The sequence below is a fragment of the Streptomyces sp. NBC_00075 genome (assembly GCF_045041225.1).
GTDB classification, from domain to species: domain Bacteria; phylum Actinomycetota; class Actinomycetes; order Streptomycetales; family Streptomycetaceae; genus Streptomyces; species Streptomyces adonidis.
In genome coordinates this window covers 9,816,823-9,830,062 of sequence record NZ_CP108243.1, presented here as the reverse complement: position 1 = coordinate 9,830,062, position 13,240 = coordinate 9,816,823, and the positions used below count along the sequence as shown (strand labels likewise).

At 72.2% G+C, this 13,240-nt stretch carries 11 protein-coding genes; 7 read left to right on the top strand and 4 right to left on the bottom strand.

What is annotated here, in order from left to right:
• Nucleotides 1–8: 8 nt before the first annotated feature.
• From OG787_RS43045 to OG787_RS43030, 4 genes are read right to left on the bottom strand one after another with little or no spacing between them, the layout of a single operon-like run.
• Nucleotides 9–1,223, bottom strand: a complete 1,215-nt coding sequence (locus OG787_RS43045; protein WP_389354430.1) for a sensor histidine kinase — start codon at nt 1,221–1,223, stop codon at nt 9–11.
• Nucleotides 1,220–2,983, bottom strand: coding sequence for a cation acetate symporter (locus tag OG787_RS43040; RefSeq protein WP_369037023.1), 1,764 nt, complete (start codon nt 2,981–2,983; stop codon nt 1,220–1,222). Before OG787_RS43040 ends, OG787_RS43045 begins: the two co-directional genes overlap by 4 nt.
• 34 nt (nt 2,984–3,017) lie before the next feature.
• Nucleotides 3,018–3,383 (bottom strand): hypothetical protein, encoded by a 366-nt coding sequence (locus OG787_RS43035; RefSeq protein ID WP_369037022.1) that lies wholly within the window; start codon nt 3,381–3,383, stop codon nt 3,018–3,020.
• A gap of 16 nt (nt 3,384–3,399) precedes the next feature.
• Nucleotides 3,400–4,167 (bottom strand): LytR/AlgR family response regulator transcription factor, encoded by a 768-nt coding sequence (locus OG787_RS43030; RefSeq protein WP_369037021.1) that lies wholly within the window; start codon nt 4,165–4,167, stop codon nt 3,400–3,402.
• Nucleotides 4,168–4,267: 100 nt separating this feature from the next.
• On the opposite strand from OG787_RS43030, the gene OG787_RS43025 reads away from it, so the two are divergent.
• From OG787_RS43025 to OG787_RS42995, 7 genes are all read left to right on the top strand, one after another.
• The gene (locus OG787_RS43025; protein WP_369037020.1) at nt 4,268–4,783 is read left to right on the top strand and encodes an Lrp/AsnC family transcriptional regulator; all 516 of its coding nucleotides are present in this window, start codon (nt 4,268–4,270) and stop codon (nt 4,781–4,783) included.
• Between the two features lie 123 nt (nt 4,784–4,906).
• Entirely contained in the window at nt 4,907–5,719 is an 813-nt protein-coding gene (ddaH, locus tag OG787_RS43020) for a dimethylargininase (RefSeq protein WP_369037019.1), read from the top strand.
• The gene (gene rocD, locus OG787_RS43015) at nt 5,716–6,951 is read left to right on the top strand and encodes an ornithine--oxo-acid transaminase (protein ID WP_405538925.1); all 1,236 of its coding nucleotides are present in this window, start codon (nt 5,716–5,718) and stop codon (nt 6,949–6,951) included. Before ddaH ends, rocD begins: the two co-directional genes overlap by 4 nt.
• 517 nt (nt 6,952–7,468) lie before the next feature.
• On the top strand, nt 7,469–9,922 hold the full coding sequence (locus OG787_RS43010; RefSeq protein ID WP_405538923.1) for a SpoIIE family protein phosphatase: 2,454 nt from the start codon (nt 7,469–7,471) through the stop codon (nt 9,920–9,922).
• A 67-nt stretch (nt 9,923–9,989) separates the two neighbouring features.
• Nucleotides 9,990–11,225, top strand: a complete 1,236-nt coding sequence (locus OG787_RS43005; RefSeq protein ID WP_369037016.1) for a PP2C family protein-serine/threonine phosphatase — start codon at nt 9,990–9,992, stop codon at nt 11,223–11,225.
• A 142-nt stretch (nt 11,226–11,367) separates the two neighbouring features.
• Nucleotides 11,368–12,117: a lysophospholipid acyltransferase family protein gene (locus OG787_RS43000; RefSeq protein ID WP_369037015.1), complete on the top strand. Its 750-nt coding sequence runs from the start codon at nt 11,368–11,370 to the stop codon at nt 12,115–12,117.
• Nucleotides 12,118–12,215: 98 nt separating this feature from the next.
• A complete protein-coding gene (locus OG787_RS42995; protein WP_369037038.1) occupies nt 12,216–13,229 on the top strand; it encodes an NAD-dependent epimerase/dehydratase family protein in 1,014 nt (337 codons plus the stop codon).
• Nucleotides 13,230–13,240 lie beyond the last annotated feature (11 nt).

Sequence of the window (13,240 nt, the reverse complement as noted above, 5' to 3'; positions counted from 1 at the left end):
CGGGCGGGTCAGTCCTCGAAGAGGCGGCCCGCCGAGTGGACGCCCGGCTGGTACTTCGGCAGCCGGGCGGTGATCTTCATTCCGGCGCCGAGGGCGGTCTCGATGACGAGGCCGTGGTCGTCGCCGTAGACCTGGCGGAGCCGGTCGTCGACGTTCGAGAGGCCGATGCCGCCGGACGGGCTGACCTCGCCCGCGAGGATACGGCGGAGCAGTACCGGGTCCATTCCGGCGCCGTCGTCCTCGATGACGACCAGGGCCTCGGCGCCCGCGTCCTGCGCGGTGATGCTGATGTGACTCTTGCCCGCGAACGCAGCCCTGCCCTCCAGGCCGTGTTTGACGGCGTTCTCCACGAGGGGCTGGAGGCAGAGGAAGGGCAGGGCGACCGGGAGCACCTCGGGGGCGATCTGGAGGGTGACGGAGAGACGGTCACCGAAGCGGGCGCGGACCAGGGCCAAGTAGTGGTCGATGGCGTGGAGTTCCTCGGCGAGGGTGGTGAAGTCGCCGTGCCTGCGGAACGAGTAGCGGGTGAAGTCGGCGAATTCCAGGAGCAGTTCGCGGGCACGCTCGGGGTCGGTGCGCACGAACGAGGCGATCACGGCGAGCGAGTTGAAGATGAAGTGCGGGGATATCTGGGCGCGAAGTGCCTTGATCTCGGCCTCGATCAGGCGGGTGCGGGACTGGTCCAGGTCCGCCAACTCCAGTTGGACCGAGACCCAGCGGGCTACCTCCCCGGCGGCTCGGACGAGGACCGCCGACTCGCGGGGCGCGCAGGCCACCAGGGCGCCGTGGACGCGGTCGTCGACGGTCAAGGGCGCTACGACGGCCCAGCGCAGGGGGCAGTCCGGGGCGTCGCAGGTGAGGCGGAAGGCCTCGCCCCGGCCGGACTCCAGGGGTCCGGCGAGGCGTTCCATGATCTCGGCGCGGTGGTGTTCGCCGACGCCGTCCCAGACGAGGACCGACTTCTGGTCGGTGAGGCAGAGGGCGTCCGTGCCGAGCAGGGTGCGCAGTCGGCGGGCGGATCGGCGGGCGGTCTCCTCGGTGAGGCCGGCGCGCAGCGGGGGCGCGGCCAGGGAGGCGGTGTGCAGGGTCTCGAAGGTGGCGTGTTCGACGGGGGTGCCGAGACCGCCGAGGCGTTCGGGGCGTGCGGTGCGCCGGCCGAGCCAGAAGCCGGCGGCGAGCAGCGGGAGGATGGCCACGCAGAGCCCGGCCAGGAATCCGCTCATGTCCGCGTCACCTCCGTACGCGCCGGTCCCCCGAGACCGTGACCGCCATGGGCGCCGTGCGCCCCGGACAGTTCCTCCGGCAGGTGGAAGCGGGCCAGGATGGCCGCCGTACCGGCCGGGACCCGGCCCGGGGTGGCCAGGGACACCAGGACCATGGTGAGGAATCCCAGGGGTACGGACCAGAGGGCGGGCCAGGCGAGCAGGGCGTGCAGGGCGCCCGTGCCGGGGAAACCGGCCATGGTCGCGGCGACGGCGACGAGTGCGGAGCCCCCGCCGACCAGCATTCCGGCGGCGGCGCCGGGCGGGGTCAGACGGTGCCACCAGATGCCGAGGACGAGCAGCGGACAGAAGGAGGACGCGGACACGGCGAAGGCGAGCCCCACGGCGTCGGCCACCGGGAGCCCGCCGACGATGACGCTGGCGGCGAGCGGCACGACCATGGAGATGACCGTGCCGAGCCGGAAGTGCCGTACTCCGCGCGAGGGCAGGACGTCCTGGGTGAGGACACCGGCGACGGCCATGGTGAGCCCCGACGCGGTGGACAGGAACGCGGCGAAGGCCCCGCCGGCCACCAGCGCGCCCAGGAGGTCGCCGCCGAGGCCGCCGATCATGCGGTCGGGCAGCAGCAGGACGGAGGCGTCGGCGTCGGAGGTGAGGGCCAGTTCGGGGGCGTAGAGGCGGCCCAGGGCGCCGTAGACGGGCGGCAGGAGGTAGAAGGCGCCGATGAGGCCGAGGACGGCGACGGTGGTGCGGCGGGCGGCGACGCCGTGCGGGCTGGTGTAGAAGCGGACGACGACGTGCGGCAGGCCCATGGTGCCGAGGAAGGTGGCGAGGATCAGGCCGTACGTGGCGTACAGGGGGCGTTCCTCGCGGCCTTCGGCGAGGGAGGTCGACATGCCGCCGTTGTTGCCCCGGTCGGCCTCGGGGAGGGTGGCGCCCTTGGCGAAGGTGAGGCGGGTGCCGGGGTCGATGTGGTGGGTGCCGGCGGGGAGACGGAGGACCTGGTCCTTGTGCGGGCGGCCGTCGACGGTGCCGGTCACGGTGACGGTGAGGGGGGCCTTCAGCTTCAGGTCGAGGCCGTCCTCGACGCGGACGACGCGCTGTTCGCGGAAGGTGGCGGGTTCGTCGAAGGCGTGGCGGGGGGCGCCGTCGCCCTGCCAGGCGAGGACGAGGAAGAGGGCCGGGACGAGCAGGGCGGTGAGTTTCAGCCAGTACTGGAAGGCCTGCACGAAGGTGATGCTGCGCATGCCGCCGGCGGCGACGGTCGCGACCACGACGACGGCGACGATGACCCCGCCGACCCAGTCGGGCGCGTCGGTCAGTACCGCCAACGTCAGTCCGGCGCCCTGGAGTTGGGGCAGGAGGTAGAGCCAGCCGACGCCGACGACGAAGGCCCCGGCGAGCCGTCGTACGGCTTGGGAGGCGAGGCGGGCCTCGGCGAAGTCGGGGAGCGTGTAGGCACCGGAGCGGCGCAGCGGGGCGGCGACGAAGAGGAGCAGCAGGAGGTAGCCGGCGGTGTAGCCGACCGGGTACCAGAGCATGTCGGGGCCCTGGACGAGGACGAGTCCGGCGATGCCGAGGAAGGAGGCGGCGGAGAGGTACTCGCCACTGATCGCGGCGGCGTTGAGGCGGGGTCCGACGGTGCGGGAGGCGACGTAGAAGTCGGAGGTGGTGCGGGAGATGCGCAGGCCGAACGCGCCGACGAAGACCGTCGCGACGACGACGAGGGCGACGGCCGGGACGGCGTAGTTCTCGTTCACGGGCGGGACCGGTTCCTGTTCGGCTCTCTTTTCATCAGCGGTCCCGGTCCTCGACCAGCCGGACGAAGTCGCGTTCGTTGCGTTCGGCGCGCCGCACGTACCAGCGGGCGAGCAGGACGAGCGGCGCGTAGAGGCCGAAGCCGAGGATGAGCCACTCCAGGTGGTGGGCGTCGGGCATCGCCGCGAAGAGCAGCGGCAGCGGGGCGATGAGCAGCGCGAGGACCGCGAACACGCCGAAGGCGGCGCGGAGTTGGGAGCGCATCAGGGAGCGGACGTAGGTGTGGCCGAGGGTGGTCTGCTCGTCGATCTCGGTGCGTGGCCGGTAGTAGCCGGAGGTGCGGCGGACGCGGCGGGGCGGTCCGGTGACGACGACCCGGCGTTCGGAAGGGTCCTGGGGCATGGCTGGAAGGTGCCCCTCAGCTCGTGGGCCGGCGCATCAGCAGGTCCCGCAGTTCGCGGGCGTGCCGCCGGCTGACCTGGAGTTCCTCGGCGCCGACCAGGACGCTCACGGTGCCCGCGTCGAGGCGGAGTTCGCCGATGTGGCGCAGGGCGACGAGATGGCGGCGGTGGATGCGGACGAACCCGCGGGCGCGCCAGCGCTCCTCCAGGGTGGAGAGCGGGATGCGTACGAGGTGACTGCCCCGGTCGGTGTGGAGTCGGGCGTAGTCGCCCTGGGCCTCGACGTGGGTGATGTCGTCGACGGCGACGAAGCGGGTCACGCCGCCGAGTTCGACGGGTATGTGGTCGGGGTCGGGTTCGTGCACGGGTATGGGAGCGGGCACGGACGGGGCGCTGTCGCGGAGTTCGGCGGCGCGGCGGATCGCCTCGGCGAGGCGTTCCTTGCGTACGGGTTTGAGGACGTAGTCCACGGCCTTGAGGTCGAAGGCCTGGACGGCGAAGTCCTCGTGGGCGGTGACGAACACTACGAGCGGCGGCTTGGCGAACCCGGTGAGGAGACGGGCCAGGTCGAGGCCGTCGAGGCCGGGCATGTGGATGTCGAGGAACACGACGTCGATGGCCTCGGGTCCACCGGGGCCCGACTGCAACGCGCGGTTGATGCGGCGCAGTGCCTCGGTGGCGTCGCCCGCGCCCTCGGCGCTGCCGATGCGTGGATCCGCGTGCAGCAGATACAGCAACTCCTCCAGGGAGGGGCGTTCGTCGTCGACGGCGAGGGCGCGCAGCATGAAGGTGGAGTGTAGGTGGAATTCGTACGCGTGCACATGCGCCGGACGCGCAAGCCGTCGGCGGGCGCGCTGCCCGGTGGTCGCTGGATACAGTGCCCGGATGAACAGCAGGCCGGCGCCTTTCGACGAGCTGGACCGGAAGATCATCACCACGCTGATGGCGAACTCCCGTACGAGTTTCGCCGAGATCGGGGCGGCGATCGGGCTGTCGTCCACGGCGGTCAAGCGGCGTGTGGACCGGCTGCGCGAGTCGGGCGTGATCACCGGGTTCACGGCGACGGTGGAGCCGTCGGCGCTCGGCTGGCGTACGGAGGCGTACGTCGAGGTGTACTGCGAGGGCGCGGCGCCGCCGCGGCGCCTGGCGGAGGTGGTGCGCAACCATCCGGAGATCACGGCGGCGATGACGGTGACGGGTGGCGCGGACGCGCTGCTGCACGTACGGGCGACGGATGTGGGGCACTTCGAGAACGTGCTGGAGCGGATCCGCAGGGAGCCGTTCATCCGGAAGACGATCAGCTACATGGTGCTGTCCCACCTCCTCCCGGAAAGCCCGGAGGCGGGCGCTACCCACCCTGCGCCGAACAACACCTCGGGAAACGCATCAGATCTGCGTTGAGGGTGGCAAAGACGCAGGATTCCTGCGTGGACACGCAGTGGTTGTCGCTTGTCGGGCGTCGGGATCGGTTCCTACCTTGGTATCAATCCCACCCGACACCGCAGGAAGCGGAGGAACCCCTCTGTGCCCGAAAGCCGTGTGCCGCGATCCCGGCGCTTTCTCGTCTGTGAACCCAGACACTTCGCCGTGCAGTACGCGATCAACCCCTGGATGAACCCCGACACCAGGGTCGACGTGGATCTGGCCCAGGAGCAGTGGCGCTCGCTGATCAGCGCCTACCGCGCCCATGGCCACACCGTGGACACCGTGGAGCCGGTCGCCGGTCTGCCCGACATGGTGTTCGCGGCGAACTCGGCGGTCGTCGTCGACGGCCGCGTCTTCGGCTCCTCGTTCCACGCCCCCGAGCGCCGCCCCGAGTCGACCGCGTACGAGACGTGGTTCAAGTCGGCGGGCTTCGACGTGTACCGCCCCGAGTCGGTGTGCGAGGGCGAGGGCGATCTGGTCCCGGCCGGCCGCTGGATCCTGGCGGGCACGGGCTTCCGTACGACCCGTGAGGCCCATCACGAGGTGCAGGAGTACTTCGGGATGCCGGTGATCGGCCTCAAGCTGACGGACCCGTACTTCTACCACCTGGACACGGCGCTGTTCGTCCTGGACGAGACGAACATCGCGTACTACCCGGGGGCCTTCTCGCCGGGCAGCCGTGAGGTACTGGCGCGGCTGTATCCGCACGCGGTCGTGGCGACCCGCGAGGACGCGATGACGTTCGGGCTGAACTCGGTGTCGGACGGCCACCACGTCTTCATCGACCCCGGCGCCACGGACCTCGCCGCCGAACTGCGGCGCCACGGCTACCTCCCCGTCCCCGTCGACCTGTCGGAGTTCCGCAAGGCCGGCGGCGGCATCAAGTGCTGCACCCAGGAGATCCGCTCATGACCGCACCGACGACCACCGCCGCCGCCACGCGCACCTCCGCCGACCTGATCCGCGCCGAGGAGCCGGTCCTCGCGCACAACTACCACCCGCTGCCCGTGGTCGTGGCCCGCGCCGAGGGCGCCTGGGTCGAGGACGTCGAGGGCCGCCGCTACCTGGACATGCTGGCCGGTTACTCGGCCCTCAACTTCGGCCACCGCCACCCGGCGCTGATCGAGGCGGCCCACCGCCAGCTGGACCGCCTCACCCTGACGTCCCGCGCCTTCCACAACGACCGTCTGGCCCGGTTCGCCACCTCCCTGGCCGAGCTGACCGGCCTGGACATGGTCCTGCCGATGAACACCGGCGCGGAGGCCGTCGAGAGCGCCGTCAAGGTGGCCCGCAAATGGGCGTACGAGGTGAAGGGCGTCCCCGACGGCCAGGCGACGATCGTGGTCGCGGCGGACAACTTCCACGGCCGTACGACGACGATCGTCAGCTTCTCGACGGACGAGACGGCGCGGGCGGGCTTCGGCCCGTTCACGCCGGGCTTCCGGATCGTCCCGTACAACGACCTGGCGGCCCTGGAGGAGGCGATCGACGAGACGACGGCGGCGGTCCTCCTGGAGCCGATCCAGGGCGAGGCGGGTGTCCTGATCCCCGACGACGGCTACCTCACCGGCGTACGCGAACTGACCCGCCGCAAGGGCTGCCTCTTCGTCGCGGACGAGATCCAGTCGGGCCTGGGCCGCACCGGCCGCACCCTGGCGGTGGACCACGAGGACGTCGTCCCGGACATGGTCCTGCTCGGCAAGGCGCTGGGCGGCGGCATCGTGCCGGTGTCGGCGGTGGTCGCCCGCCGGGACGTCCTCGGGGTACTGCGACCGGGCGAACACGGCTCGACGTTCGGCGGCAACCCCCTGGCGGCGGCGGTCGGCCAGGCCGTGGTCGAGCTGCTGGAGACCGGCGAGTTCCAGCGCCGGGCGGCCGAGCTGGGCGTCGTCCTGCGCGACGGCCTGACCGGACTGGTCGGCAAGGGCGTGGTCGGCTTCCGGTCACGTGGCCTGTGGGCGGGCGTCGACATCGACCCGGCCATCGGCACCGGCCGGGAGATCAGCGAACGCCTGATGCGGTCCGGAATCCTGGTCAAGGACACCCACGGCTCGACCATCCGCCTGGCGCCGCCCCTGACGGTCACGGCGGAGGAGCTTCGGTCGGCCGTCGGAACCCTGGAGAGGGTCCTCGGGCAGGGCTGACACGGCAGCTGCGGGTCCATGGGGTTCGCCCCATGGACCCGTCTGCGCCGGTGAGCGGGGTCCGGTGCGTGCAGCCGCACGGCGCGGGACCCTGGAGAAGGCGCTCGGACAAGGCTGACACGGCAGCCAAGGGACCACGGGAGCGCAGGAAAACAGCGGCGCCACGGCGGCACCGGTGAGCGGAGTCCGGTGCGCGCAGGCGCAAGGCGCGGGACCCTGAAGAGGGCGCTCGGACAGAGCCGACCCGGCATTCACGGGTCCATGGGCTCGCCCGGTCCCGGCCCTGCGGGGTGAAGGCCCGGGCCACGGTCTGCCCGGCGGATCAGGGCGCAGGAAAGCAGCGGCGCCGGTGAGCGGGGTCCGGTGCGTGCAGTTGCACGGTGCGGGACGCTGGAGAGGGTGTTCGGGCAGGGCTGGCCGGTGTTCACAGGGCCATGGGGTTCGCTCCCTGGACCCGTGCGGGGTGAAGACCGGGGCAAGAGGTGGTAGACCACTCTCAGCGACAGAGAGGTCGGCCGTGGGCACTTACGAGGAGCAGCGCGTCGCCCGGCAGCGGTTCGACGTGGCCGACGCCGCGCCCGTGCTGCTCGACGCGCAGGGCGTCGTGACGAGCTGGACCCGTGACGCCCAGCGGCTGCTGGCGTACGCCCCCGGTGAAGTGGTGGGCACGCGGGTCGCGGGGCTGCTGACCGCCGAGGACGCCGAACGGGTGCCGGAACTCGCCGAGCGGTGCCGCAGGGACGGCGGCTGGGCGGGGCTGCTGACCGCCCGGCGCAAGGACGGGCGGCCCGTCCGGGTCATGGTGCGGATCACCTCGGCGCTGGAACCCGGGGGCCCCGCCCAGTGGCTGGTGCTGCTGTCGGAGATGGACGAGGCGCCCGGCTGGGACATGAGCCGTACGGTGCTTGAACAGCTGGTCGCGGGGTCCCCCGTCGGCATAGCGATCGTCGACCCGAGTCTGCGCTTCGTGTGGTCCAACGCGGCCCTGGAGCAGTTCGGCGGCGGACCCGCCAGGCACCGGCTGGGGCTCAGGCTGGCGGACGTACAGCCGGGCGTGAACGCCGAGGCGGTCGAGGCGCAGATGCGCGCGGTGCTGGAGACCGGGGAGCCGGTGGTCGGGTACGAGCACGTGGACCGGCTGCGTTCCGCGCCGCACCGGGAGACGGCGCACATGCTGTCGTTCACGCGTCTCGAGGACGACCGGGGCCATCCGATGGGCGTCTACTACACCGTCGTCGACGTCACCGAGCGGCACCGGGCCCGGCAGCGGCTCGCCCTGCTCGACCGGGCCGGCGAGCAGATCGGCCGCAGCCTGGACATCGTGCACACCGCGCAGGAGCTGGCCGACGTGGTGGTGCCGGCCTTCGCCGACTCCGTCGCCGTGGACCTGCTGGAACCGGTGCTGCGGGGCGCGGAGCTCCCGGCCGGGCCGCTGAGCACCACGGACCGGGTACTGCTGCGCCGGGCCGGCCACCAGACGGTGCACGACAGCGTCCCGGAGACCGTCGTCCGCGTCGGCGACGTGGCCGGCTACCGGGCCGGATCACCCCCGGTGCTCTCCCTGACCACCGGCCGGCCCTGGCGCGAGCCGCACCTCGACCCCCGTGCGGAGGAGTGGGCCACGGGCGGCCCCGGTGGCCGTGCGGCCACGTTCCTGGAGCTGGGGCTGCACAGTGTGATGATCGTGCCCGTCCGGGCGCGGGGCGTCACCCTGGGGATCACCACCTTCTTCCGCCGCCACCGCCAGGAACCTTTCGACGAGGACGACCTGAGCCTCGCCGAGGACCTCGTCTCGCGCGCCGCCGTCTGCGTGGACAACGCCCGGCGCTACACCCGCGAGCGCGAGGCCGCGCTGGTCCTCCAGCGCAGCCTGCTCCCCCACCGGCTGCCCGACCAGGACGCCGTGGAGGTGGCCGCGGAGTACCGGCCGGCGGACGAGCTGACCGGCCTCGGCGGCGACTGGTACGACCTCGTCCCGCTGTCCGGCGCACGTGTCGCCCTCGTCGTGGGCGAGGTGCCCGGTCACGGCATCGACGCCGCCGCGGCCATGGGCCGGCTGCGGACCGCCGTACGGACCCTCGCGGCCCTGGATCTGCCGCCCGAGGAGGTGCTCGCCCACCTCGACGACGTGGTCGCGACGGCGGCCCGCGAGGAGGGCGTCGGACCGGACGCGGCGGCGGCCGCCAGCACCCAGGCCGTGGGCTCGGGGTGCCTGTACGTCGTCTACGACCCGGTGGACGGGCAGTGCACCATGGCCGCCGCGGGCCATCCCGCGCCCGCCGTCGTGCTGCCCGACGGCACGGTCACGTTCGTCGACCTGCCCCAGGGGTCGTCGCTCGGCGCCGGCGGGCTGCCCTTCGAGTCGGTCGAGCTGGCCCTGGCGGAGGGCAGCACGCTCGCCCTGCACACCGACGGCCTGCTGGCCCGCGGGGAGGCCGGCGACGGAGCCCGGGACCGGCTGCGGCGGGCGCTGGAGCGGCCTGAGCCGTCGCTCGCCGTGCGCTGCCGGACCGTGGTCGACGCCCTGGTGCCCGCGCGCCCGAACGACGACGTGGCCCTGCTGATGGCCCGTACCCGGCTGCTCGGCGCCGACCAGGTCGCCGACTGGGATCTGCCCGCCGACCCGGCCGTCGTCGCCGACGCCCGCAAGGAGGCCACCCGGCAGCTCACGGAGTGGCGTCTGGAGGAGCTGGCCTTCACCACGGAGCTGGTCGTCAGCGAACTGGTCACCAACGCCATCCGCCATGCCACCCTGCCCATCCGGCTGCGCCTGATCAAGGACCGCTCGCTGATCTGCGAGGTCTTCGACGGTGGCGCCACGGCACCCCATCTGCGCCATCCGCGCACCACCGACGAGGGCGGGCGCGGACTGCTCCTCGTCTCCCAGTTCACCCAGCGCTGGGGCACCCGGTTCGTCCCAGAGGGGAAGATCATCTGGGCCGAGCAGTCCCTCACGGATCCACCGGTGTGACGCACGGGCCGGTACATACCGGGCATGACGTGGGAAACTGATGTGGCCCCGGTGTGAGGCGGGAACCATGAACGAGACGGCGACGATCCACTACGCGGCGGTGTTCCAGGCCCTGCCCGGCATGGTGGCGCTCCTGACGCCCGACCTGGTCTACGCGGACGCCAACGAGGAGTTCCTGCGGCTGGCCGGACGCAAGCACGAGGACCTGGTCGGCCGCCATCTGTTCGACGTCTTCCCCGACAACCCGAACGACCCCACCGCGACGGGCAGGCGCAACCTGGAGGCCTCGCTGCGCCGCGTACTGGCCACCGGCGAGCGCGACACCATGGCGCTCCAGCGCTACGACGTGGAGTGCCCCGACCGGCCCGGCGAGTGGGAGGAGCGCTACTGGAGCCCGGTCAACGCGCCGGTGCTCGGCCCGGACGGGCGGGTGGTGCTGCTTGTGCACCGGGTCGAGGAGGTCACCGAGCTGATCCGGGCCCGCGGCGGCCGGGGCGGCGGCAGCCGGGCCCGCGTGCTGGAGGCCGAACTGTACACACGGGCCCGCGAGTTGCAGGACCTCAACGACCGCCTCCGGCGCGCGCACGCCCGGGAACGCGAGGTCGCCCTCGCCCTCCAGGAAGCGATGCTCCCGGCCCGCCGGCAGGTGGGCCACCACCGGGCCGCCGTGCGCTACCGGCCCGCGGTGGGCGCGCTGAACGTGTGCGGGGACTGGTACGACCTGGTCGACCTGGTGGGCGGCGACCGTATCGGCGTGTCCGTGGGCGATGTGGTCGGCCACGGGCTGGCGGCGGCCGGTGTCATGGGCCAGCTGCGCAGTGCGCTCAGCGCCGCCTCCCGGGTCGCGGAAGGCCCGGCCCAGGCCCTGGACATCCTGGGCCGGTACGCCCATGTGGTGGACGGCGCCGAGTCGGCCACCGCCGTCACGACGTTCATCGACTTCGACCGCCGCACGATCACCTACAGCAGCGCCGGGCACCCTCCGCCCGCACTGGTCCACCCCGACGGCCGCGTGGAGTTCCTGGACCGAGCCACCGATCCCCCGCTCGACGCCCGCCCCGACCCGGTACCGCGCCCCCAGGCCGACACGACATTCACCGACGGCGCCACGCTCGTCCTGTACACCGACGGCCTGATCGAACGCCGCCGCGAGGACATCGACATCGGCCTGACCCGTCTCGCCGACTCCCTCGCCCGCCACCGGGCGGCGGAGCCCGAACGACTCGCCGACGCCGTCCTGTTGGAACTGCTGCCACCTGGTGGCGCAACCGACGACACCGCATTGATCGTCGTACGGCTGTGAGGGTGGCCGAGCGACGGCGGCGCGATCCGCCCGGTTCCGGCGGAACCCGCCTGCACATACACTGACGGCCCGACGCGAGCCCGGCTGACCTGCTAGAACGCGGCGGTTGAGCCGATCCCGACGGAGTGAGGAGCGACCCCCTTTGTTCTACTACGTGCTCAAATACGTGCTTCTCGGTCCGCTGCTGAGACTGGTGTTCCGGCCGCGGATCGAGGGGCTCGAACACGTACCGTCGTCGGGCCCCGCCATCGTCGCCGGGAATCATCTGTCGTTCTCGGACCACTTCCTGATGCCCGCGGTCCTCAAGCGGCGCATCACCTTTCTCGCGAAGGCCGAGTACTTCACGGGTCCCGGGATCAAGGGGCGGCTGACCGCCTCCTTCTTCCGCAGCGCCGGGCAGATCCCGGTGGACCGGTCCGGCAAGGAGGCCGGACAGGCGGCCATCCGCGAAGGGCTCGGGGTATTGAGCAAGGACGAGCTGCTCGGCATCTATCCGGAGGGCACCCGCTCGCACGACGGGCGGCTGTACAAGGGCAAGGTCGGGGTCGCCGTCATGGCCCTGCGGGCCCAGGTGCCCGTCATTCCGTGCGCGATGATCGGCACCTTCGAGGCGCAGCCGCCGGGCAAGGTGATCCCGAACATCCATCCCGTGGTGATTCGTTTCGGCAAGCCCCTCGACTTCTCCCGCTACCTGGGGATGGAGGACGAGAAGGCGGTGCTGCGGGCCATCACCGACGAGATCATGTACGCCATCCTCACCCTCTCCGAGCAGGAGTACGTCGACCAGTACGCGGCGGTCGCCAAGGCGGAGGAGACCGAGCGCAAGGCCGCAGAGAAGAAGGCGGAGAAGGAGCAGCGGGGCCGCAAGTTCCCGCGCATGCCGCTGAGTTGACCCCCTCGGCGCTCCCCTTCACGGCGGCGATCTGCTCGTAGCTAATCCCCTCCGAGCCTCGCGGTGTCAGCGGTTACCGTCGCTGCATGACACGAGCTGTGGTGATCGGGGCGACGGGACAGATCGGACGGGTGGCCGTGGGTGCGCTCGCCCGCGACGGGTGGGAGGTGACCGCCGTCTCGCGGGGCGGCGGGCGGGACGCGGACTGGCCGGAGGAGGTGCGGGTCGCGACAGCCGACCGGGCCGACGACGCGGCGCTCGCGGCGGCCGTGGGCGACGGATGTGACGTCCTCGTGGACATGGTGGCCTACGGGCCCGAGCACGCACGGCAGTTGGCCGGTCTCGCCGGCCGGGTCGGGTCGGCCGTGGTGATCTCCAGTCTGTCCGTGTACGAGGACGACAAGGGACGGAACTTCGACACGCAGAGCGAGCCCGACGGTTTCCCCGAGTACCCCGTGCCCGTCACCGAGGACCAGCGCACGATCCGCCCGGGCGAGAGTTCCTACAGCACCCGCAAGGCGGGCCTCGAACGTGAACTCCTCGCCGTCGCCGACCAGTTGCCGACCACTCTGCTGCGGGCGGGCGCGATCCACGGGCCGCACTGCCGTACCCCGCGCGAGCTGTACTTCGTCAAGCGCAACCTGGACGGGCGGCGCCGGCGCGTCCTCGCCTACGGCGGCGAGAGCCGTTTCCATCCGGCGAGCGTCCACAACATCGCCGAACTGGTCCGGCTGGCCGCGGCGCGTCCGGGTGCCCGGGCCCTCAACGCCGTGGATCCCGAGGCTCCGACGGTGGCGGAGATCGCCGCGGCCATCGATGCCGTGATGGGGGTCGAGGTGGAGACCGTCCTGGTGGACGGTCCGCCCCCGGCGCCCACGGTGGGTGACACACCGTGGTCGGTTCCGGTGCCCGTGGTGTGCGACATGTCCGCCGCGGAACGGGAGTTGGGCTACCGGCCCGTCGTCCGCTACGCGGAGAGCCTGCCGGAGACCGTCGCCTGGATCGAGGGCCGACTGGCCGGGCGGGACTGGCGGGAGGCGTACCCCAAGATGTACGAGACGTACGGCGACCTCTTCGACTACGCGGCGGAGGACGCCTGGCCCCAGTCGTGAGAAAGGGCGGC

What these genes read in the sequence shown, in the direction of transcription:
- OG787_RS43045 (WP_389354430.1), bottom strand. Translation starts at nt 1,223, where the DNA reads ATGAGCGGATTCCTGGCCGGGCTCTGCGTGGCCATCCTCCCGCTGCTC.
- OG787_RS43035 (WP_369037022.1), bottom strand. Translation starts at nt 3,383, where the DNA reads ATGCCCCAGGACCCTTCCGAACGCCGGGTCGTCGTCACCGGACCGCCC.
- OG787_RS43030 (WP_369037021.1), bottom strand. Translation starts at nt 4,167, where the DNA reads ATGCTGCGCGCCCTCGCCGTCGACGACGAACGCCCCTCCCTGGAGGAG.
- OG787_RS43025 (WP_369037020.1), top strand. Translation starts at nt 4,268, where the DNA reads ATGAACAGCAGGCCGGCGCCTTTCGACGAGCTGGACCGGAAGATCATC.
- rocD (WP_405538925.1), top strand. Translation starts at nt 5,716, where the DNA reads ATGACCGCACCGACGACCACCGCCGCCGCCACGCGCACCTCCGCCGAC.
- OG787_RS43005 (WP_369037016.1), top strand. Translation starts at nt 9,990, where the DNA reads ATGAACGAGACGGCGACGATCCACTACGCGGCGGTGTTCCAGGCCCTG.